Annotated in this window: 18 protein-coding genes; 9 read left to right on the top strand and 9 right to left on the bottom strand. The window is 66.1% G+C overall.

Annotated elements, in window-relative coordinates:
* From pheT to thrS, 6 genes are all read right to left on the bottom strand, one after another.
* Positions 1-2,430 (bottom strand): phenylalanine--tRNA ligase subunit beta, encoded by a 2,430-nt coding sequence (pheT, locus tag ASD55_RS05725; RefSeq protein WP_056764258.1) that lies wholly within the window; start codon positions 2,428-2,430, stop codon positions 1-3.
* A 96-nt stretch (positions 2,431-2,526) separates the two neighbouring features.
* Positions 2,527-3,522 (bottom strand): phenylalanine--tRNA ligase subunit alpha, encoded by a 996-nt coding sequence (gene pheS / locus ASD55_RS05720; RefSeq protein WP_056764256.1) that lies wholly within the window; start codon positions 3,520-3,522, stop codon positions 2,527-2,529.
* 282 nt (positions 3,523-3,804) lie between these two features.
* Positions 3,805-4,164: a 50S ribosomal protein L20 gene (gene rplT / locus ASD55_RS05715; protein WP_007804486.1), complete on the bottom strand. Its 360-nt coding sequence runs from the start codon at positions 4,162-4,164 to the stop codon at positions 3,805-3,807.
* Between the two features lie 11 nt (positions 4,165-4,175).
* Positions 4,176-4,373, bottom strand: a complete 198-nt coding sequence (gene rpmI / locus ASD55_RS05710; RefSeq protein ID WP_007512063.1) for a 50S ribosomal protein L35 — start codon at positions 4,371-4,373, stop codon at positions 4,176-4,178.
* A 297-nt stretch (positions 4,374-4,670) separates the two neighbouring features.
* Complete coding sequence (gene infC / locus ASD55_RS05705) at positions 4,671-5,195, bottom strand: translation initiation factor IF-3 (RefSeq protein WP_304437728.1); 525 nt, start codon at positions 5,193-5,195, stop codon at positions 4,671-4,673.
* 55 nt (positions 5,196-5,250) lie between these two features.
* Entirely contained in the window at positions 5,251-7,152 is a 1,902-nt protein-coding gene (gene thrS / locus ASD55_RS05700; protein ID WP_056764254.1) for a threonine--tRNA ligase, read from the bottom strand.
* A gap of 247 nt (positions 7,153-7,399) precedes the next feature.
* On the opposite strand from thrS, the gene ASD55_RS05695 reads away from it, so the two are divergent.
* On the top strand, positions 7,400-8,416 hold the full coding sequence (locus ASD55_RS05695) for an NAD-dependent epimerase (RefSeq protein WP_056764251.1): 1,017 nt from the start codon (positions 7,400-7,402) through the stop codon (positions 8,414-8,416).
* Between the two features lie 73 nt (positions 8,417-8,489).
* On the opposite strand, the gene ASD55_RS05690 is transcribed toward ASD55_RS05695, so the two are convergent.
* The 3 genes from ASD55_RS05690 to map form a co-directional block, all read right to left on the bottom strand.
* Positions 8,490-8,939 carry a CopD family protein gene (locus ASD55_RS05690; RefSeq protein WP_056764249.1) on the bottom strand — a complete coding sequence of 150 codons (450 nt, stop codon included), beginning with the start codon at positions 8,937-8,939 and terminating at the stop codon, positions 8,490-8,492.
* 60 nt (positions 8,940-8,999) lie between these two features.
* Positions 9,000-11,633: a [protein-PII] uridylyltransferase gene (glnD, locus tag ASD55_RS05685; protein WP_056717951.1), complete on the bottom strand. Its 2,634-nt coding sequence runs from the start codon at positions 11,631-11,633 to the stop codon at positions 9,000-9,002.
* A gap of 84 nt (positions 11,634-11,717) precedes the next feature.
* Positions 11,718-12,482, bottom strand: coding sequence for a type I methionyl aminopeptidase (map, locus tag ASD55_RS05680; RefSeq protein ID WP_056764248.1), 765 nt, complete (start codon positions 12,480-12,482; stop codon positions 11,718-11,720).
* Positions 12,483-12,797: 315 nt separating this feature from the next.
* Between map and rpsB the strand changes: the two genes are divergently transcribed.
* The 8 genes from rpsB to rseP all read left to right on the top strand — a co-directional run bounded on the left by rpsB (position 12,798) and on the right by rseP (position 20,317).
* Positions 12,798-13,649, top strand: a complete 852-nt coding sequence (gene rpsB / locus ASD55_RS05675) for a 30S ribosomal protein S2 (RefSeq protein ID WP_056717953.1) — start codon at positions 12,798-12,800, stop codon at positions 13,647-13,649.
* Between the two features lie 102 nt (positions 13,650-13,751).
* The gene (gene tsf / locus ASD55_RS05670) at positions 13,752-14,630 is read left to right on the top strand and encodes a translation elongation factor Ts (RefSeq protein WP_056717954.1); all 879 of its coding nucleotides are present in this window, start codon (positions 13,752-13,754) and stop codon (positions 14,628-14,630) included.
* A gap of 189 nt (positions 14,631-14,819) precedes the next feature.
* Positions 14,820-15,542, top strand: a complete 723-nt coding sequence (pyrH, locus tag ASD55_RS05665; protein ID WP_007804467.1) for a UMP kinase — start codon at positions 14,820-14,822, stop codon at positions 15,540-15,542.
* A gap of 72 nt (positions 15,543-15,614) precedes the next feature.
* A complete protein-coding gene (frr, locus tag ASD55_RS05660) occupies positions 15,615-16,172 on the top strand; it encodes a ribosome recycling factor (RefSeq protein ID WP_007804466.1) in 558 nt (185 codons plus the stop codon).
* A gap of 16 nt (positions 16,173-16,188) precedes the next feature.
* The gene (gene uppS / locus ASD55_RS05655) at positions 16,189-16,929 is read left to right on the top strand and encodes a polyprenyl diphosphate synthase (RefSeq protein WP_056717955.1); all 741 of its coding nucleotides are present in this window, start codon (positions 16,189-16,191) and stop codon (positions 16,927-16,929) included.
* Positions 16,930-16,938: 9 nt separating this feature from the next.
* Entirely contained in the window at positions 16,939-17,757 is an 819-nt protein-coding gene (locus ASD55_RS05650; protein ID WP_056717956.1) for a phosphatidate cytidylyltransferase, read from the top strand.
* Between the two features lies 1 nt (position 17,758).
* A complete protein-coding gene (locus tag ASD55_RS05645) occupies positions 17,759-18,934 on the top strand; it encodes a 1-deoxy-D-xylulose-5-phosphate reductoisomerase (protein WP_056764246.1) in 1,176 nt (391 codons plus the stop codon).
* Positions 18,935-18,970: 36 nt separating this feature from the next.
* The gene (gene rseP, locus ASD55_RS05640; RefSeq protein WP_056764244.1) at positions 18,971-20,317 is read left to right on the top strand and encodes an RIP metalloprotease RseP; all 1,347 of its coding nucleotides are present in this window, start codon (positions 18,971-18,973) and stop codon (positions 20,315-20,317) included.
* The last annotated feature ends 165 nt before the right edge of the window (positions 20,318-20,482 follow it).

Raw genomic sequence — 20,482 nt, 5'->3', positions numbered from 1 at the left:
TCATCCTCGCAACTTCGCCTTGCATGTTTGCTCCAACGCAGCTATCGCTTCTCGTACGCAACGGTCCGCGTCGTCGTCAGTAAGGGTGCGTGAAGCGTCCTGCAAAATCAAGCCCATAGCGAGACTTTTTCGGCCTGCTTCGACCCCTTTGCCGCTGTAGCGGTCAAACAGCCGCAGTTCCTTCAGCCGCTCGCCCAGCGTGCTGCGAACCACCTGCCCGATCTGTGACCAGGCCGCCGTTTCCGGCACGTCGATCGCAATGTCGCGACGCACCAGCGGGAAGCGTGGCACCGCACGCGCCTGCGGCACGCGGCGTTGCAGCACGGGCTCGAGCGCCAGTTCCAGCACGTGCACGTCGGCGCCCAGATCCAGCATCTTGGCCAGTTGCGGGTGCAACGCGCCGAGATATCCCACCGTCTCGCCATCGCGGGCCACCCGGGCGCCCCGCCCGGGATGCAGCCAGCCCGGCAGGCCGTCGGCATGCACCGACCAGCGCTGCGGCTCGCCGCCCCAGGCGATCAGGGCGTCCAGGTCGCCCTTGAGGTCGTGGAAATCCAGTACGCGCGACGGCTCGCCCCACTGCTCGGCACGGGCGCTGCCGCAGGCCACGATCGCGAGGCTTGGCGTTTCCCGCGGGGGATCGCCTTGTTCAGGAGTCCGGCCAGGGATGGCCGGTTCTTTGCGAAGGGACTCGCACGACTCAAACACCCGCGCCACCTCGAACAGTCGCACCCGCTCCTGCTGGCGTGCGCGGTTGTGGCGCAAGGCCTCGATCAGTCCGGGCAGCAGCGAGGGCCGCATCACCGCCAGGTCGGCGGACAGCGGGTTGGCCAGCGGCACCAGGTTCTCGCGGAAACCCCAGCTTGCCAGCAGCTCGGCCGCCACGAAGGACAGGTTGACCGCTTCGTGATAGCCACGCGCGGCCAGTTGCTCGCGCAAGGCCAGCTCGTTGATCCGCGCCTCCGGCTCGACCGCCAGGGTCAGCGCGCCGGCCGGCGTGGCCGTGGGGATGTTGTCGTAGCCGAAGATGCGGGCGACCTCCTCGATCAGATCCTCCTCGCGCTCGATGTCGAAGCGGCTGCTCGGTGCGGTGACCTGCCAGCCTTCGGCAACCGCCACTACCTGCATGCCCAGGGCGGTGAAGATGCGCGCAACCTCGGCATCGGCCACCCCGACACCGAGCACGCGTTGCAGGCGCGCGCGGCGCAAGGTCACTGCCGCCGGCGTCGGCAGGTCGGCCAGGTTCTCCGCCACCAGCACCGGCCCGGCCTTGCCGCCGGCGATCGCCAGCAGCAGTTCGCTGGCGCGTTCCAGCGCTCGCCGCGGCAACTCCGGGTCGACGCCGCGCTCGAAGCGATGCGAGGCATCCGTGTGCAGGCCCAGCTTGCGCGCGCGGCCCATGATGGCGGCCGGCGCGAAGTGCGCGGATTCCAGGAAGATGTTACCGGTCGCGTCGGTGACACGCGAGTCGTGGCCGCCCATCACGCCAGCCACCGCCAGACCCTTCGCCTCGTCGGCGATCAGCACGAAACCCGGATCGAGTTTCGCCTCGCTGCCGTCGAGGATTTTCAGCGTCTCGCCTGCGCGGGCATGACGCACCACGATGTCGCCTTCGAGCGTGTCGTTGTCGAACGCGTGCATCGGCTGGCCCAGCTCCAGCATCACGTAGTTGGTGACGTCGACCACCGCGCTGATCGGACGCAGGCCGGCACGGCGCAGGCGCTCGGCCAGCCACAGCGGCGTGCGCGCGGCCGGGTCGATGCCTTCGATGATGCGACCGAGGTAACGCGGCGCATCCTTGCCGGCTTCCAGGCGGATGCCGCGGCGCGCGGCGCTGGTGACCGGCACGCTGAGCTGAGCCGGCACCTTCACGGCGCTCCCGAAAAGAGCGGCCACGTCATGGGCCAGACCAACCAGGCCGAGGCAGTCCGGACGGTTCGGGGTGAGCTTCAGCTCGAAGCTGGCGTCAGGCAATCCCAGGTAACCCGCCAATGGCTGGCCGACCGGTGCGTCCAGCGGCAGTTCCAGCAAGCCCGACGCATCGGCGTCGATGCCCAGCTCCTTAGCCGAGCACAGCATGCCGGACGATTCGACGCCACGCAGTTTGGCCGCCTTGATGGAAATGTCGCCGGGCAGCTTCGCACCGGCCATCGCCAGCGGCACCTTGATGCCCACCCGCGCATTCGGCGCACCGCAGACGATCTGCAGCGGTTCGCCCTGCCCCGCGTCCACCTTGCAGACCTGCAGCCGATCCGCTTCGGGATGCTTTTCCGCCGCGATGATTTCGGCCACCACCACGCCCGCGAGGTCGTCGCCCAGCGGGGTGAGCTCTTCCACTTCCAGACCGGCCATGGTCAGTGCATGGGCCAGTTCGGCACGGTCAGCCTGCACATCCACCAGTTCGCGCAGCCAGTTTTCGGAGAATTTCATGTTTGAAGTCCGGGAATGGGGAGTAGGGAATGGGGAATCGGAAGATCGCAGGCCGCTGCCTTTACTATTCCCTATTCCCTATTCCCGATTCACTTCTCAGGCAAACTGCCTGAGGAACCGCAGATCGTTCTCGAAGAATGCGCGCAGGTCGGAGACGCCGTAGCGCAGCATCGCGAAACGCTCCACGCCGAGGCCGAAGGCGAAGCCGGTATAGCGCTCCGGATCGATGCCGCAGTTCTTCAGCACGTTCGGGTGGACCATGCCGCAGCCCAGCACTTCCAGCCAGCGCGTCGAGCCATCCTCGGCGTCCCAGCGGATGTCCACCTCGGCCGACGGCTCGGTGAACGGGAAGTAGCTGGGACGGAAGCGCATCTCGAAATCGCGCTCGAAGAATGCACGGATGAATTCGGCCAGCGTGCCCTTGAGGTCGGCGAAGCTGGAGGTTTCGTCGATCAGCAGCCCCTCGATCTGATGGAACATCGGCGAATGGGTCTGGTCCGAATCGCTGCGATAGACCTTGCCCGGCGCGATGATCCGGATCGGCGGCTGGCGACCGGCCATCGAACGGATCTGCACCGGCGAGGTGTGCGTGCGCAGCAGGCGGCCGTCGCCGAAATAGAAGGTGTCGTGCATGGCGCGCGCCGGATGGTGCGGCGGGAAGTTCAGCGCCTCGAAGTTGTGCCAGTCGTCCTCGATCTCCGGACCGTCGGCACGCTGGTAGCCCAGTCGCGCGAAGATCGCGCTGATGCGTTCCAGCGCGCGGGTGATCGGATGGATGCCGCCGCGTTCGCCGTCGCGCCCGGGCAGGCTGATGTCGAGCTTCTCGGAGGCGAGGCGACGATCGAGCTCGGCCTGTTCCAGCACCTGCTTGCGCGCGGCCAGCGCATCGGCCAGCTGCTCCTTGACCCGGTTCACCTCGGCGCCGCGCGCCTTGCGCTCGTCCGGCGCCAGTGCACCGAGCGTCTTCAGCGCAGCGGTGACGATGCCGCTCTTGCCCAGCAGGCCCACGCGCAGCGCCTCGAGCGCGTCCAGCGTGTCGGCCTTGTCGATATCGGCCAGTGCCTGCGCCGCGCGGGTGTCCAGATCGTCCATAGTGATGCACTTCTCGCTACTTCCCTCTCCCTTTCGGGGAGAGGGTGGGTTGAGGGGCCACTCTTGCGTTGTTGCCTGACCGAAGCAGGCTCCGGTTGAAGTCCGGGCAAGTCCCGTACCCTCACCTCAATCCTCTCACCCGCAAGGGGACTCCCGTTGGTCGCCAGAAGGGAGAGGAGGCAATCGCAAAAAGCCTTTATCCAAACGAAAGCGGGGAGAAGGCTGTGGCCTCCTCCCCGCTTGCTTTACATCATATCGTGCTGACGCAGGAGCGCCCGACGATCAAGCAGCCAGACTGGCCTTTGCTTTCTCGGCGATCACACCAAAAGCCTTGATGTCGTGCACGGCGATATCGGCGAGAACCTTGCGGTCCACCGTGATGCCGGCCTTGGAGAGGCCATTGATGAGGCGGCTGTAGGACAGGCCGAACATGCGAGCGGCGGCGTTGATACGCACGATCCACAGGGCACGGAACTGGCGCTTGCGCTGCTTGCGGCCGATGTACGCGTACTGACCAGCCTTGATGACGGCCTGGTTGGCTACGCGGAAGACCTTGCGACGGGCATTGTAGTAACCCTTCGCGCGGCCGATGATTTTCTTGTGACGACGACGGGCGGTGACGCCACGCTTTACACGAGCCATGGTCTATCTCCTTACAAGTAGGGCAGCATGCGAGCCACGCCGGGCGCATCACACGCCTTCAGGTGGTTCGGTGCACGGAGACCACGCTTCTGCTTGGTCGACTTCTTGGTCAGGATGTGCGACTTGAACGCGTGACCGCACTTGATCTTGCCCGATGCGGTCTTGCGAAAACGCTTCGCAGCCGCCCGGTTGGTCTTGATCTTGGGCATGGAATGCTCCTTGAGTGGGACGACTCCGATGTGGACGTCCCGGTTTCTGACTGATCTGGCGGTGACCCCGAGAGCCACGCTTTCCGTCCTGCCATGATCGGTGCACGACCCATCCAGGCGGGTCGAACCCGTGATCATACGGGTTCAAAAAGCCAAATACCAGCACGAAGTGCTGACGATTGCCTCCTCTCCCTGCAGGGAGAGGATTGATGTGAGGGTGCGGGGCTTGCCCCGCCCCCAAAGCCCCTGCTCCGGGAGAGCATCGCCCGTCAGCGAACTCCCACAAAGGCAAGCAGCCTATTTCTTCTTGGGCCCGATCATCATGACCATCTGGCGGCCTTCCAGACGCGGGAAGGACTCGACCTGGCCGTTCTCGCCGATGTCTTCCTGGATCTTCTTGGCCAGGTTCTGGCCCAGATCCTGGTGCGACATCTCGCGACCGCGGAAGCGGATGGTGACCTTGACCTTGTCGCCCTCTTCGAGGAAGCGGAGCATGTTGCGCAGCTTGATCTGGTAGTCGCCCACGTCCGTGACCGGACGGAACTTCACTTCCTTGATCTCAACCTGCTTCTGCTTCTTCTTGGCGGCTTGCGCCTTCTTCTGGGCTTCGAACTTGAACTTGCCGTAATCCATGATGCGGCAGACCGGCGGGTCGCCGTTGGGCTGGATCTCGACCAGATCCATGCCGGCTTCCTGCGCCAGTGCCAGCGCCTCGTCACGGGTCAGGATGCCGAGCTGTTCCGCATCGGCGCCAATGACACGCACCCGCGGCACACGGATTTCCAGGTTACGACGATTGCCCTTGTTGTCGGTGGTTGCGATACCACGATCCTCCAGAAGAAGTAATGTCACTGACCGCCAGGCTGAGCGTTTTCGCTCAGCGCCGGGTTTCGGTCTCCAGTCGCTCGATGAAATCGGCCAGCCTCATGCTGCCCAGGTCTTCACCGGAACGGGTACGCACAGAAACCGTCCCCGTCTCTTTCTCGCGGTCACCGACCACGAGCAGGTACGGCACTTTCTGCATCGTATGTTCGCGGATTTTATAGCCGACTTTCTCGTTGCGCAAATCCGATTGTACCCGGAAACCTTTGTCGACAAGGGTTTGCGTCACTTCGCGGACATAATCGGCCTGGGCGTCGGTGATATTGAACGCCACCGCCTGCACCGGGGCCAGCCAGGCCGGCAGCAGGCCGGCATGGTGCTCGATCAGGATGCCGATGAAACGCTCCATCGAGCCCACGATGGCCCGGTGCAGCATCACCGGATGCTGCTTCTGCGAGTGTTCGTCGACGTATTCGGCGTCCAGCCGCTCGGGCATCATGAAGTCGACCTGCATGGTGCCGACCTGCCAGGCGCGACCGATCGAGTCCTTCAGGTGGTACTCGATCTTGGGCGCGTAGAACGCACCCTCGCCCGGCAGTTCCTCCCACGCCACGCCGGCGGCACGCAGCGCATTGCGCAGCATTTCCTCGGTGCGATCCCAGAATTCGTCCGAGCCGATGCGCTTTTCGGGGCGCAGCGCCAGCTTGATCGCCAGGTCGGTGAAGCCGAAGTCGGCATACACCTTCATCGCCTGCAGATGGAACGCGGTGACCTCCGCCTCGACCTGCTCGGGCGTGCAGAAAATGTGGCCGTCGTCCTGGGTGAACGCGCGCACGCGCATGATGCCGTGCAGCGCGCCGGACGGCTCGTTGCGATGGCAGCCGCCGAATTCGCCGTAACGGATCGGCAGCTCGCGGTAGCTGTGCAGGCCGGTGTTGAACACCTGCACGTGGCCGGGGCAGTTCATCGGCTTCAGCGCGAAGGTGTGCTTCTCCGACTCGGTGAAGAACATGTTCTCGGCGTAGTTGTCCCAGTGGCCCGAGCGCTTCCACAGCGACACGTCCAGCACCATCGGGCAACGCACTTCCTGGTAGTCGCTCTTCTTGTACACGCCGCGCATGTACTGCTCGACCTGCTGCCAGATCGCCCAGCCGTTCGGGTGCCAGAACACCATGCCGGGGCTTTCTTCCTGCTGGTGGAACAGGTCCAGCTGCTTGCCGATCTTGCGGTGGTCGCGCTTCTCGGCTTCTTCCAGCTGGAACAGGTACGCCTTCAGGTCCTTGTCGTTGAGCCACGCGGTGCCGTAGATGCGGCTGAGCATCGCGTTGTTGGAATCGCCACGCCAGTACGCGCCGGCCACCTTCATCAGCTTGAACGAGTGCAGCTTGCCGGTGTTCGGCACGTGCGGACCGCGGCACAGGTCGGTGAACTCGCCCTGCGAATACAGCGACAGGTCCTGGTCGGCCGGAATGCCTTCGATGATCTCGGCCTTGTAGTTCTCGCCCAGGCCGCGGAAGAACGCCACCGCCTCGTCGCGCGACTTCACGCTGCGCGTCACCGGCAGCTGCTCGTCGACGATCTTGTGCATCTCCGCCTCGATCTTCGGCAGGTCGTCCGGGGTGAACGGCCGCTCGTAGGCGAAGTCGTAATAGAAGCCGTTGTCGATCACCGGGCCGATGGTGACCTGCGCGCCCGGGAACAGCCGCTGTACCGCCTGACCCATCAGGTGCGCGGTGGAATGGCGCAGGATCTCCAGCGCCTCCGGACTTTTCTCGGTGACGATCTGCAGGCTGGCGTCGTGTTCGATCGGGAAGCTGGCATCGACCAGCTTGCCGTCGACCTTGCCGGCCAGGGTCGCCTTGGCCAGGCCGGCGCCAATCGAGGCGGCCACGTCCTGCACGGTGACGGGATGGTCGAACGGCCGCTTGCTGCCGTCGGGTAGCGTGATCTCGATCATGGGAAGCGTTCTCTGAAAAGCAAAAAAGGGCATCCGCCCTTCTTCAAAAAGCACAAGGCGTGGTGGGGTCAGCAGGAGCAGCGGGTAGTTGCCATGTCGCACACTCGGCCGGCGTGACGCGGGCCACCTTGATCTTGTGGATTGCAGAAACGCTAGTTTAGCCCAAATCGGCTGTCAATCCTCCGCTTTCAGGGCGGTATGCACGAGGTGCGCGATAGAATGCAGCCCGATCCTGCGAGGACTTTCCATGCGCATCCTGGTTACCGGCACCGCCGGCTTCATTGGCGCCGCCCTGGCCCAGCGCCTGCTGGCACGCGGCGACGTGGTCCGCGGCTTCGACAACCACAACAGTTACTACGACCCGGCGCTGAAGGAAGCGCGCCTGGCCCGTTTCATCGACCATCCCAACTACAGCCACCAGCGCGCCGACCTGGCCGATGCCGAGGCGGTGGATCAGGCGTTTGCCGACTTCAAGCCGCAGCGCGTGGTGAACCTGGCCGCCCAGGCCGGTGTGCGCTATTCGATCAGCAACCCGCGCGCGTACGTGCAGAGCAACCTGGCCGGCTTCGTCAACATTCTCGAAGGCTGCCGCCACGGCGGCGTCGAGCACCTGGTCTACGCCTCCTCCAGTTCGGTCTACGGCGCCAATCGCAAACTGCCGTTCGCGGTGGAGGATGCGGTCGACCACCCGGTCAGCCTGTATGCCGCCAGCAAGAAGGCGAACGAGCTGATGGCGCACACGTATAGCCATCTATACGGCATCCCGACCACCGGCCTGCGCTTCTTCACCGTGTATGGCCCGTGGGGCCGGCCGGACATGTCGCCAATCCTGTTCGCCGACCGGATCAGCCGCGGCGAGCCGATCGACGTGTTCAACCATGGCCACCACAGCCGCGACTTCACCTATGTCGACGACATCGTCGAAGGCGTGATCCGCACGCTGGATCAGCCGGCCACGCCCGACCCCGCCTACGACGCCGAACTGCCGAATCCGGGCACGTCGAACGCGCCCTATCGCGTTTACAACATCGGCAACGACCAGCCGGTGCAGCTGCTGCGCTTCATCGAACTGCTGGAACAGAACCTGGGGCGCAGCGTGGAAAAACGCCTGCTGCCGATGCAGCCCGGCGACGTGCCCGACACCTGGGCCGACGTGTCGGCGCTGCGCCGCGACGTGGGCTATGCGCCGAGCACCTCGATCGAGGATGGCGTGGCGAAGTTCGTCGAGTGGTATCGGGAATACCAGGGCGCGAGGAGCGAGTGAAGAGGAGTGATGAGTGAGAGAAGAACCGGATCGAAGCAACTCTCACTTCTCACTCCTCTCCACTCACTCCTGCTCAGAACGGCTTGGCGAGCACCAGCCAGATCACGCCCAGCAGCAGCAGCACCGGCAGTTCATTGAGCCAGCGCAGGACCTTCGATGACGGCAGCGCCGCGCCCTTCGCGTTGTTCTTGAGCATGCGGCCAGCCCAGATGAAATACGCCAGCAGCAGCGCCACCAGGGTCAGCTTGGCGTCGATCCAGTGCATGCCCGAGGCGACGTTCGGCAAGCTCTGCGGAAACACCCGCCAGCCCTGCCACAGGGTCAGGCCGAACACGAAGGCGAGGCCGAACATGTTGTGGCCGAATTTGTAAAGGCGCCGCCCCATCAGCTGCAATCGCGCCTGCACCACGGGTTCGCCAGCGCTTTCGGCCAGGTTCACCAGGATCCGTGGCAGATAGAACACCGTGGCCATCCAGGCCATCACGAACAACAGGTGCAGCGACTTGATCAACAGATAGGTCATGACGGAAACGGATGGCCGCTGCGGCATGCAGCGAAGGGGATGATAACGCGGCGCCGCCGCTCAGGCCGATGCGGGACCCATGCGCTCCAGCAGGGCCTGCAGCAGCCGCTGCTGGATGCCTGCATCGAGCGGTGCGTCATGCCGGTCGGTGAGCTGGAAGAAGTCCTCGACGCGTTCGCCGAACGTGGCGATGCGGGCATCGTGCACGCGCACCCCGGTGCTCGACATCACCTGGGCCACCGCGGCCAGCAGGCCTGGCCGATCGGTGCCGACCAGCGCCAGCTGGGTCCGGTCGCCGGCGGCGTGGAAGCTGATCCGCGGGGTCATCTGGAAATGTTTCTGATGGCGCGACATGCCGCGCTTGCTCGGTTGCACGCCCGCCGACTGCGCCAGTGCGCGTTGCAGCCGCTGCTGCAATTCCTGGGCACGTGCCGCGCTGACCGGCTGCTGGCTGTCCGCATCGAGCAGCAGGAAGGTGTCCAGCGCCATGCCGGTCGACGAGCTGAGGATGCGCGCCTCCATCACCGAGAAACGCAGGCGATCCAGCACGGCGGTCACCGTGGCGAACAGGCCATCCCGGTCGGGCGTGCAGACGAACAGTTCGGTGCTGCCGCGCACCGACAGCGGATGCACCGCCACCAGCGGCACCGCTCCATCGGCCTGCAGGATGGCCGCGGTCTGCCACGCGATCTGCTCGGGCCGATGGCGCAGGAAACTGAGTTGGGGGAAGTCGGCCCACACGCGGATCACGTCGGCCTCGGCAAACCCCTGGTCCAGCAGCAGCGCCAGTGCGTATTCGGAACAGTCGCGCACGCGCTGGCCGATGTCGCGCGGCAGCTCGACATCGCTGCGCAGCGCATAGCGGGTACCGGTGTAGAGATCGGCCAGCAGGCGATCCTTCCAGCCGTTCCACAGGCGCGGGCTGGTGCCGATGATGTCCGCCACGGTGAGCAGGTAGAGCTGCCCCAGTTGCTCGCGGTTGTCGACCACCTCGGCGAAACGGTGCACCACGTCCGGGTCGGTGATGTCCTGACGCTGCGCCGTGGTGCTCATCAGCAGATGGTGGCGCACCAGCCAGGCGACGCGCTCCACATCGGCGGGCGGCAGCCCGAGGCGGCTGCAGAAAGTCCGCGCATCCTCCTCGCCCAGCAGCGAGTGATCGCCACCGCGCCCCTTCGCGATGTCGTGGAACAGGCCGGCCAGCAGCAGCACCTCGGGCGTGGGCAGGCTGGCCCATATCTCGCAGCCCAGCGCGAACTCGCGTTGCGCCGCGGGGTCGGCGAACCGAGCCAGGTTGCGCAGCACGCGCAAGGTGTGTTCGTCGACCGTGTAGACATGGAACAGGTCGTACTGCATGCGCCCGAACACCTTGCCGAACGCGGGCAGGATCGCCGCCAGCAGGCCGTGCCGGTTCATCCGCCACAACGCCTCCACCGCCGGCGCACCGCGACGCAGCAGTCGCAGGAAGGCGGCCAGCACCTCGCGATCATCGGCCAGTGCATCGCCATGCACGGCGGTGGCCTGGTGGATGCGGCGCATGGAGTCGGCGGTGAAGCCGACCACGCCCGGCTGGTCCAGCCGGGCGATGAAGATCTCCACCAGCGCGGCCGGACGGCGCATGAACAACTGCGGGTCGATCGCCGCCAGGCGCGATCCGTAGCGCACGAACGCCTCCCCCACCGGCAAGGCCTCGCCGGGCGATTCCAGCATTTCCTCGAACCGTTCGGCCACCTGCACGCCCAGCCGCTCCACCTGGCTGGCGGCGCGGTAGTAGCCCTGCATGAATTGCTCGACGCCCAGGTTCTTGGCGTGCTCGTCCTCGAAGCCCAGGCGCTCGGCCAGTGCCCGCTGGTAGTCGAACAGCAGCCGCTCCTCGGCGCGTCCGGCCTCCAGATGCAGCGCATAGCGATAGCGGCGCAGGGTCGCCTCGGACTCCTCCAGCACCGACTGTTCCGCCGGGTCGAGCAGGCCTTCGGTGACCATGTCGGCAAGATCGTTGGCGTGCGCCAGCCGCAGGCCCATCCAGCGCAGCGAGTCGAGCGTGCGCAGGCCGCCCGGGCCGTCCTTCAGATTCGGCTCGAGGTTGTAGGCGGTGTCGTCGTAACGGGCGTGGCGCGCATTGCGTTCGGCCAGCCGCGCGGCCAGGTACTCGCGTGGCGGCCACAGCGCCGGATCGTCGACGATCGCGCGCAGCACACCTTCCATTTCCGGATCGCCCGCCAGCCGACGCGCATCCAGCAGGCTGGTGAACACGCTGGCGTCCCGGGCGGCGAGTGCGCGGCACTGGGCCGGATCACGCACCGCATGGCCGACCTTGAGGCCGATGTCCCACAAGGTGGCGAAGCACTGTTCGAGTGCACGCAGGCGCGCCGGCTCGGACGCCCCGGTCAGGGCCAGCAGATCCACGTCGGAGCAGGGAAACAACAGGCCGCGGCCGAAGCCGCCGACCGCGAACAACGCGGTGCCGCCGACCTCACCCAGGCAGGCCATCCACACATGCGCCACGACCCGCGCCACCGATTCGCCGCGACGGCGCGCCAGCGCACTGGCATCGGCGCCGTCGCGAAACGCCGTGGCCAGCGCCCGGTCGACGTCGCCCAGCAGTTGCCGCAACGCCCGCCGCGCCTCGGCCGAAACGCCGGAGCGCGGCACGGCCACGGGCAGGCGCGGCAAGGGGGGAAGCGTTGGATTCATTGGAGCCGGAAGCAAATGGCAAGAAGTGAGAGGGGCAGTCTGCCATGCCGCGACAGCCCGCTCCGTATCCCGCGTCCCGGCTTCTCAGGCATCCGGCCAGGCGGTGAGGATCTCGAAGCCGTCGTCGGTCACCGCGATGGTGTGTTCCCACTGTGCCGACAGCGAGTGATCGCGGGTCACCACGGTCCAGCCGTCCGGCAATTGCCGCGTCTGCGGCTTGCCGGCGTTGACCATCGGCTCGACGGTGAAAGTCATGCCCTTCTTCAGCTCGATCCCGGTGCCGGGCTTGCCGTAGTGCAAAACCTGCGGCTCGTCGTGATAGACCTTGCCGATGCCGTGACCGCAATACTCGCGCACCACCGAGAAGCCGGCCGCCTCGGCGTGCTGCTGGATCGCATGACCGACGTCGCCCAGCGTCGCGCCGGGGCGCACGGCCTGGATGCCGCGCATCATCGCCTCGAAGGTGGTGTCCATCAACCGCTTGGCCAGCACCGACGGCGTGCCGGCGACATACATGCGGCTGGTGTCGCCGTGCCAGCCGTCCTTGATCACGGTGACGTCGAGGTTGACGATGTCGCCGTCCTTGAGCACCTTGCCCTCGTTCGGGATGCCATGGCAGATCACATGGTTGACCGAGGTGCACAGGGTCTTGGGAAATCCGTGGTAGCCGACGTTGGCGGGGATCGCCTTCTGCACGTTGACGATGTGCTCGTAGGCGAGCCGGTCGAGCTCCTCGGTGGTGACGCCGGGCTTGACGTGATCCTTGAGCATGGCCAGCACTTCGGCAGCCAGCCGGCCGGCAACGCGCATGCCTTCGAGGTCTTCGGGGGATTTCAGGGTAATGGCCATCGGTTCCACTCATGTGGCGGCAAAAGCCAAACAAATCCAGCGACTTGCCGCACCGCCGGCGTACCGGCTACAATTTCGGAGTTTTGCAGGGCCTGCAGCTCGATATCTGGAGCAGCCAACGCAAAGCGAACGGGAATTGTAACCCTCCGCGGTACAACACCCAAACCAACGCCACACACGCATCGGCACCGCCTTCGGGGTGCCGCGCCTCGCCCACCCACAAAATCGGGCAAGTCGCGGTCGAAGCCGGGGATGCGTGGAGGTCCCAACCCCCAGGTTCCTTCTCGAGGGAACCGACAATCGGAGCTACACCCCATGGCACAAGTCACCATGCGTCAGATGCTGGAAGCCGGCGTCCATTTCGGTCACCAGACCCGTTACTGGAACCCCAAGATGGCCCCGTACATCTTCGGCGCCCGCGGCAAGATCCACATCATCAATCTCGAAAAGACCCTGCCGCTGTTCACCGACGCGATGAATTTCCTGTCGGGCCTGGCGCAGAAGCGCGGCACCATCCTGTTCGTCGGCACCAAGCGTTCGGCCCGCGAGCCGTTGGCCGAAGAGGCCGCACGCGCCGGCATGCCGTTCGTCACCTCGCGCTGGCTCGGCGGCATGCTGACAAACTTCCGCACCGTGAAGCAGTCCGTTTCGCGCCTGAAGGAACTGGAAGCGGCCGAGACCGACGGTTCGTTCGACAAGCTGGTCAAGCACGAAGTGCTGGCCCGTCGCCGTGAGCGCGACAAGCTGCAGGCCTCGCTGGGCGGCATCAAGGACATGAACCGCCTGCCCGACGCGCTGTTCGTGATCGACATCGGCCACGAAGACATCGCCGTGCAGGAAGCCAAGAAGCTGGGCATCCCGGTGATCGCCGTGGTCGACACCAACTACAACCCGGAACTGGTCGACTACGCCATCCCGGGCAACGACGACGCGATCCGCGCGATCCAGCTGTACGCCCGCGCCGCTGCCGACTCGATCCTGGAAGGCAAGGCCGCCGCGCCGGCCGCCGCCCAGGGCGACGGCAACGACTTCGTCGAGCTGGACGAGGAAGGCAACCCGGTCGCCAAGGTCGATCGTCCGCGCCGCGAGGCTGCCCCGCGCAAGTCCGCCCCGCGCCGCGAAGGCGGCCGTGACGGCGGTCGTGGTTCGCGCAACGACGCCAGGTAAGCGCGCCGACGGCGGTCAACGGCCGCCGTCAGGCCCTGCCCGAGATCACCGCGCGGTGGCGCCCGTTCGCCACCGCGCCATCCAAGCATTAGAGGATTGACGATGAGCAATATTTCCGCACAACTGGTCAAGGAGCTGCGCGAGCGGTCCGGCGCCGGCATGATGGAATGCAAGAAGGCCCTGGTCGAGAACAACGCCGACATCGAAACCGCGATGGAATGGCTGCGCAAGTCCGGCCTGGCCAAGGCTGACAAGAAGGCCAGCCGCATCGCTGCCGAAGGTCGCATCGTGGCTGCCCAGAGCGCCGGCAAGGCCGTGCTGGTCGAGATCAACTGCGAAACCGATTTCGTGGGCAAGGACGCGAGCTTCCTGAAGTTCAGCGACACCGTCGCCGACGTCGCGCTGAACTCCGGTGCTGCCGACATCGACGCACTGAAGGCAGCCGCCTACCCGGGCGCCAGCAATGTCGAGGAAGCCGCCAAGAGCCTGATCGCCACCATCGGCGAAAAGATCGACGTGCGCCGCATGGCAGTCGTCAAGAATGACGGCGTGATCGGCAGCTACACCCACGGCGGCCGCATCGGCGTGCTGGTGGCGCTCAAGGGTGGCTCCGAAGAGCTGGCCAAGGGCATCGCCATGCACGTGGCAGCGATGAACCCGGCGCACATCCGCGCCGAGGACGTCCCGGCCGAATTCCTGGCCAAGGAAAAGGAGATCGCGCTGAGCCTGATGTCCGACAAGGAAAAGGCCAAGCCGGCCGACATCCTCGAGAAGATCATCTCCGGCAAGGTGCAGAAGATCGTCTCCGAAGTGACCCTGCTGGGCCAGCCTTACGTGCTGGACACCAACGTCACCGTGGCCGACGCGCTGAAGAAGGAAGGCGCCGACGTCATCTCGGTGGCTCGCCTGGCGGTTGGCGAAGGCATCGAGAAGGTGCAGGAAGACTACCTGGCCGAAGTGGCAAAGGCGATGCAGGGCTGAACCCCCGGCAAGTCGTTGCACAACGAAAAGGCCGCGAGCAATCGCGGCCTTTTCCATTCCCTGGCGCCTGAAACCAGGGCCCCGCTTCCCGATTCACGGAAAATTTCGCAGATGGCCACGGCAAACGCCCCGACCATGGGCGGCTGCCACTACAATAAGCCGGTTTACCCCACACAATCCGGAGCCCCCATGAGCGACCAGCCCAAGTACCGCCGCATCCTGCTCAAGCTCTCCGGTGAAGCCCTGATGGGCGATGCCGACTACGGCATCGATCCCAAGGTGATCGGTCGGCTGGCCGATGAAATCATCGAGGTGCAGAAGACCGGCGTGCAGATCGGCATCGTGATCGGCGGCGGCAACATCTTCCGCGGCGCCGGCCTCGCCGCCGCCGGCATGGACCGGGTCACCGGCGACCACATGGGCATGCTGGCCACCGTGATGAACGCGCTGGCGATGCAGGACGCGATCGAGAAGCGCGGTGGCTACGCACGAGTCACCAGCGCGATCCAGATCCACGACGTGGCCGAGGATTACATCCGCCGCCGCGCCATTCGCCACATCGAGAAAGGCCGCATCGTGCTGTTCGCCGCCGGCACCGGCAATCCGTTCTTCACCACCGATTCCGCGGCAGCCTTGCGCGCGGTGGAGATCGGCGCGGACCTGCTGCTGAAGGCGACCAAGGTCGATGGCGTGTACACCGCCGACCCGGCCAAGCATGCCGACGCGACCCGTTATGACCGGCTCGGCTACGACGACGTGATCGAGCGCAAGCTGGCGGTGATGGACACCGCCGCGATCGCCCTGTGCCGCGACCAGCAGATGCCGCTGCGCATCTACGACATGACCGTGGCCGGCAACCTGATGCGGATCATGCGCGGCGAGTCGATCGGCACCCTGGTCGACGGCGGCTGACCGCGCCGCAACAAGCCGCCACGGCGGCCACTGCTATAATCACGCGTTGCACGATTCACCGGGAAGCACGACATGCTCAATGACATCAAGAACGATGCGCAGACCCGCATGGGCAAGAGCATCGACTCGCTCAGGCACGACCTCACCCGCATCCGCACCGGCCGCGCCAGCACCTCGCTGGTGGACGGCATCAAGGTGTCCTACTACGGCTCGGACATGCCGCTGGCGCAGGTCGCCTCGGTCTCGCTGTCCGATGCGCGCACCATCCTGATCACGCCATGGGAAAAGAACATGGTGGCGCCGATCGAGAAGGCCCTGATGGCTTCGGACCTGGGCATCACGCCGACCACCGCCGGCACCGTGATCCGCCTCAACATGCCCGCACTGACCGAGGAGCGCCGCCGCGAGCTGGCCAAGCTGGTCGGCCACGAGGGCGAGAACGCCAAGATCGCGATCCGCAACGTCCGTCGCGACGCCCTGCAGCAGGTCAAGGACCTGCTCAAGGAAAAGCTGATCACCGAGGACGAAGACCGCCGTGTCGACGACGAGATCCAGAAGCTCACCGATCGCGCGGTGAAGGACGTCGATGTCGTGGTCAAGGCCAAGGAAGAGGAGCTGATGGCGCTCTGAGCGTCATCGCCCCATCATGCCCGGCGCCGACGTCGCCCAGGTGCCGCGCCACATCGCCATCGTGATGGATGGCAACGGGCGCTGGGCGAAAGCACGGCATCGCCCCCGCAGCTTCGGCCACAATGCCGGCCGCAAGGCCGTGCGCGAAGTGATCGAGGCCTGCCTGCGCGAAGGCGTGCAGGCGTTGACCCTGTTCGCGTTCTCCAGCGAAAACTGGCAACGCCCACAGGAAGAAGTGGGCGCGCTGATGGGGCTGTTCGTGCGGGCGCTGGACAAGGAAGTGGACGAACTGCACGGCCACGGCGTGCGGCTGCGCTTCATCGGCAATCTCGACGCCTTCGAGGCGAACCTGCGCGAGCGGATGCAGGCGGCGATGGCGCGCACCGCCGGCAACGACCGGCTGCAGGTGAACATCGCGGTGAGCTACGGCGGCCGCTGGGACATCGTGCAGGCCAGCCGCCAGGCCGCAGCCGCGGTGGCTCGCGGCGAATTGCGCGCGGACGACATCGATGAGGCCCGACTTGGCCAGTGGATGAGCCTGGCCGAACTGCCGCCGCTGGACCTGTTCATCCGCACCGGCGGCGAATGCCGCATCAGCAATTTCCTGTTGTGGCAGGTCGCGTACGCCGAGCTGTACTTTACCGATACCTTGTGGCCCGATTTCGACCAGGCTTGCCTGCGCCGGGCCATCGAAGACTATGCCCGCCGGGAGCGCCGTTTTGGCCGTACCGGCGAGCAGGTCACCCCAGTTTCCTAGAGGATTCCCATGCTGCTTCAGCGCATTCTCACCGCCCTGGTGCTCGCGCCGCTGGCGATCCTGATCATCCTGCTGCCGTCCACCGGCATCTTCGGTGCGATCGTCGCGCTGGCCTTCCTCGCCGCCTGGTGGGAATGGGCCCAGCTGAGCGGACTGAAGAACCGTTCGGCGCGCATCGTGCTGCTGCTCGCGGCTGCCGGCGTCTTCATCCTGCTCTGGCTTGCCCGGGGCAGCGCATGGACACCGTGGCTGCTCGCCGTCGGCGTGGCCTGGTGGGTGGTGGCCTGCCTGTGGCTGCGCCATTTCGCCTTCGGCGCCGCGCCCACGCGCGAGAACCTGACCTTGAAGCTGATCGCCGGCGTCTTCGTGATCTTCCCCACCTGGGTCGCACTCACCAGCATCCACGGCCGCCTGCCGCACGGTCACTGGTGGACCCTGCTGGCCCTGGTGATCGTGTGGGCCTCGGACATCGGCGCGTATTTCAGCGGCCGCACCTTCGGCAAGCGCAAGCTGGCGCCGCAGATCAGTCCGGGCAAGACCTGGGCCGGTGCATACGGCGCGATGGTCGCCGGCGTGCTGGTCGCCGATGTGGGTGGCTGGCTGCTCGGCGTGCGCGGGAGCTCGCTGCTTGCGCTGGCGGTGCTGGCCGCTGCCACGGTGGCGATATCGATCGTGGGCGACCTGCTGGAAAGCCTGATGAAGCGGCACGCCCAGGTAAAGGATTCGGGCAGCATCTTTCCCGGCCACGGCGGCCTGATGGATCGACTGGACAGCGTATTCGCCGCGCTGCCGGTGTTCGCCGCCGGCCTGCTGTTGCTGGACATCTGACATGCAGGACATTGCCGTACTCGGCGCCACCGGCTCGATCGGCGGCAGCACGCTCGACGTGATCGCGCGTCACCCCGGGCGCTTTCGTGCCACGGTGCTGACGGCGCACCGCCAGGTCGAGGCCCTGGTCGGCTTGTGCGTGAAACACCGGCCCGAACTGGCGGTGATCGCCGATCCTGCGCTGGAAGGCGAACTGGCCCGTCGCCTGAGCGCCGCGGGGGTGCGTTGCGAGGTGGCCAGCGGCCATGCCGCGCTGACCACGGCCGCTTCCGGCCAGCTGTGCGACACCGTGGTGGCCGCCATCGTGGGCGCCGCGGGACTGGAGTCCACGCTGGCCGCCGCGCGCACGGGCAAGCGCCTGCTGCTGGCCAACAAGGAATCCATCGTGATGGCCGGCCCGCTGCTGCTGGAGGCCGTCGCCACCGGCAAGGGCGCGCTGATTCCCGTCGATTCCGAACACAACGCGATCTTCCAGTGCCTGCCCGGCGGCCGGCCCGAGCTGGCTCGAAGCGGCGTGCGCCGGCTGGTCCTGACTGCCTCGGGTGGCCCGTTCCGCGGCCGCACGCGGGCCGAACTGGCCGGCATCACGCCCGACCAGGCCTGCAAGCACCCGAACTGGGTGATGGGCCGCAAGATCTCGGTCGACTCGGCCACCCTGATGAACAAGGGCCTGGAAGTCATCGAGGCCCACCACCTGTTCGCCGCGCCGGCCGAGGTCATCGACGTGGTGGTGCACCCGCAGAGCCTGATCCACTCGATGGTCGAGTACGTCGACGGCTCGGTGCTGGCCCAGCTGGGCAATCCGGACATGCGCACCGCGATCGCCCATGCCCTGGCCTGGCCGGAACGGATCGAATCCGGCGTGCCTTCGCTGGACCTGGCCCGGTGCGCCCCGCTGCAGTTCGAGCCGCCGGACCTGGTCACCTTCCGCTGCCTGGCGCTGGCTTTCCAGGCCTTGCGTGCCGGCGGCGATGCCCCCGCCGTGCTGAACGCGGCCAACGAGATCGCCGTGGAAGCCTTCCTCGGCGGCGCACTGCCCTTCCTGTCGATCGCCGACGTGGTCGAGTCGGTACTTGCGGAACTGCCGGCGCAAGCCGTGGTCGATGTTGGAACGCTTTGTGAACGCGACCGCATGGCGCGGGAGGCCGCCCGGCGCGTCCTGCGCAATGCTTGCTGATATTCTTGCTCCGATGACTTTCTGCCCCGGTATTTGATGACTTCCTTCTTCGGCTCGGTGTTCTGGTTGCTGGTCACGCTCGGTGTGCTGGTGACCTTCCATGAGTTTGGCCATTACTGGGTCGCGCGCCGCTGTGGGGTCAAGGTGCTGCGCTTCTCGGTCGGCTTTGGCAACGCGATCTGGAAACGCATCGGCCGCGACGGCACCGAATACCAGATCGCCGCGATTCCACTGGGCGGTTACGTCAAGATGCTGGATGCCCGCGAGGGTGAGGTCGACCCTGCCCTGCAGTCACAGGAATTCACCGGCAAGTCGGTATGGAAGCGCATCGCCATCGTCGCCGCCGGCCCGGGCTTCAACCTGATTTTCACCGTCGCGGCGTTCTGGCTGATGTTCATGCTGGGTCGGCCCGATGCCGCCCCGCTGGTCACCGCCACGCCGCAGAGCATCGCCGCCAAGGCCGGCATCCAGCCTGGTGACCGCATCCTCCGCGTCGATGGCGAAGAGGTAGGCACCTATACCGATGCGATGGACGGCGTGGTCAATGCCCTGCTCGGGCGTTCGCCGCTGCCGCTGACCGTTCGGGGCACCGATGGTCGCCAGCGCGAACTGGTGTTGCCGCTGGACGAACTGCCCGCCGGCGAAGGCGTGGCCAGCTATCTGGATCAACTGGGGCTGAAGCTGGCCTCGTCCCCGGCGATCGCCGCCAGCGTGCTGCCCGGCATGCCGGCGGCACTTGGCGGCATGCAGGGCGGCGACCGGATCGTCTCGATCAACGGCCAGCCGGTGACCGACTACGCCGCGTTCCAGAAACTGGTGCCACTCGAGGCCGCAAAATCGCCGCACCTGAAACTGGCGATCGAACGGGGCGGCAAGCCACTGGTGCTGGCGGTCGACGCGCGGCACGAATCCATCGAAGGCCAGCCGGTCAGCTGGATCATCGGCGTCAACGGCCCCGGTCCCGAACAGGTGACCTTGCGTTACGGGCCGATCAGGGCGTTTTCCGCCTCGCTCGACGCCACCTGGCGCAATACCGCGCAGACCTTCAACCTGATCGGCAAGATGATCAGCGGCCAGGCTTCGACCAACAACCTGTCCGGCGTGATCGGCATCGCCTCGGTGGCCAACCAGTCCGCCAGCATGGGGCTGCCGTGGTTCCTGAATTTCCTGGCACTCATCTCGCTGAGCCTGGCAATCCTCAACCTGCTGCCGATCCCGGTCCTGGATGGCGGGCACCTGCTGTATTATCTTGTGGAGTTGGTCAAAGGCAGTCCGGTCAGCGAACAGACGATGGTAGTCGGCCAGTACATCGGCATCGCCTTGCTGTTCACCCTGATGGGGCTGGCTTTCTACAACGACATCCATCGCATGCTGCCGTCGTGATGCCAACGCACGGCGACAACGGGATCACGATGACAGGCCTGACTGCGCCAGCCGCGGCAAGCTGCAGCGGTGTTTCAGGTCGCTCCCTGTCTCGGCAGGGCGCGTTTCTTTTTCGGGAAGGGGTTCGTCCCTGCCCCATGCTCTTGATCGGGGCGGCCGCGCTGG

The sequence above is a fragment of the Rhodanobacter sp. Root561 genome, assembly GCF_001427365.1.
In the GTDB taxonomy this organism is placed as follows: domain Bacteria; phylum Pseudomonadota; class Gammaproteobacteria; order Xanthomonadales; family Rhodanobacteraceae; genus Rhodanobacter.
Note: the sequence above shows the minus strand (reverse complement) of the source record. Positions and strands in the feature narration are given on the sequence as shown.

Bases quoted from the DNA above. Each gene is read 5' to 3' on its own strand.
- pheT (WP_056764258.1), bottom strand. From the start codon at position 2,430: ATGAAATTCTCCGAAAACTGGCTGCGCGAACTGGTGGATGTGCAGGCT.
- pheS (WP_056764256.1), bottom strand. From the start codon at position 3,522: ATGGACGATCTGGACACCCGCGCGGCGCAGGCACTGGCCGATATCGAC.
- rplT (WP_007804486.1), bottom strand. From the start codon at position 4,164: ATGGCTCGTGTAAAGCGTGGCGTCACCGCCCGTCGTCGTCACAAGAAA.
- rpmI (WP_007512063.1), bottom strand. From the start codon at position 4,373: ATGCCCAAGATCAAGACCAACCGGGCGGCTGCGAAGCGTTTTCGCAAG.
- thrS (WP_056764254.1), bottom strand. From the start codon at position 7,152: ATGATCGAGATCACGCTACCCGACGGCAGCAAGCGGCCGTTCGACCAT.
- ASD55_RS05695 (WP_056764251.1), top strand. From the start codon at position 7,400: ATGCGCATCCTGGTTACCGGCACCGCCGGCTTCATTGGCGCCGCCCTG.
- ASD55_RS05690 (WP_056764249.1), bottom strand. From the start codon at position 8,939: ATGACCTATCTGTTGATCAAGTCGCTGCACCTGTTGTTCGTGATGGCC.
- glnD (WP_056717951.1), bottom strand. From the start codon at position 11,633: ATGAATCCAACGCTTCCCCCCTTGCCGCGCCTGCCCGTGGCCGTGCCG.
- map (WP_056764248.1), bottom strand. From the start codon at position 12,482: ATGGCCATTACCCTGAAATCCCCCGAAGACCTCGAAGGCATGCGCGTT.
- rpsB (WP_056717953.1), top strand. From the start codon at position 12,798: ATGGCACAAGTCACCATGCGTCAGATGCTGGAAGCCGGCGTCCATTTC.
- tsf (WP_056717954.1), top strand. From the start codon at position 13,752: ATGAGCAATATTTCCGCACAACTGGTCAAGGAGCTGCGCGAGCGGTCC.
- pyrH (WP_007804467.1), top strand. From the start codon at position 14,820: ATGAGCGACCAGCCCAAGTACCGCCGCATCCTGCTCAAGCTCTCCGGT.
- frr (WP_007804466.1), top strand. From the start codon at position 15,615: ATGCTCAATGACATCAAGAACGATGCGCAGACCCGCATGGGCAAGAGC.
- uppS (WP_056717955.1), top strand. From the start codon at position 16,189: ATGCCCGGCGCCGACGTCGCCCAGGTGCCGCGCCACATCGCCATCGTG.
- ASD55_RS05650 (WP_056717956.1), top strand. From the start codon at position 16,939: ATGCTGCTTCAGCGCATTCTCACCGCCCTGGTGCTCGCGCCGCTGGCG.
- ASD55_RS05645 (WP_056764246.1), top strand. From the start codon at position 17,759: ATGCAGGACATTGCCGTACTCGGCGCCACCGGCTCGATCGGCGGCAGC.
- rseP (WP_056764244.1), top strand. From the start codon at position 18,971: ATGACTTCCTTCTTCGGCTCGGTGTTCTGGTTGCTGGTCACGCTCGGT.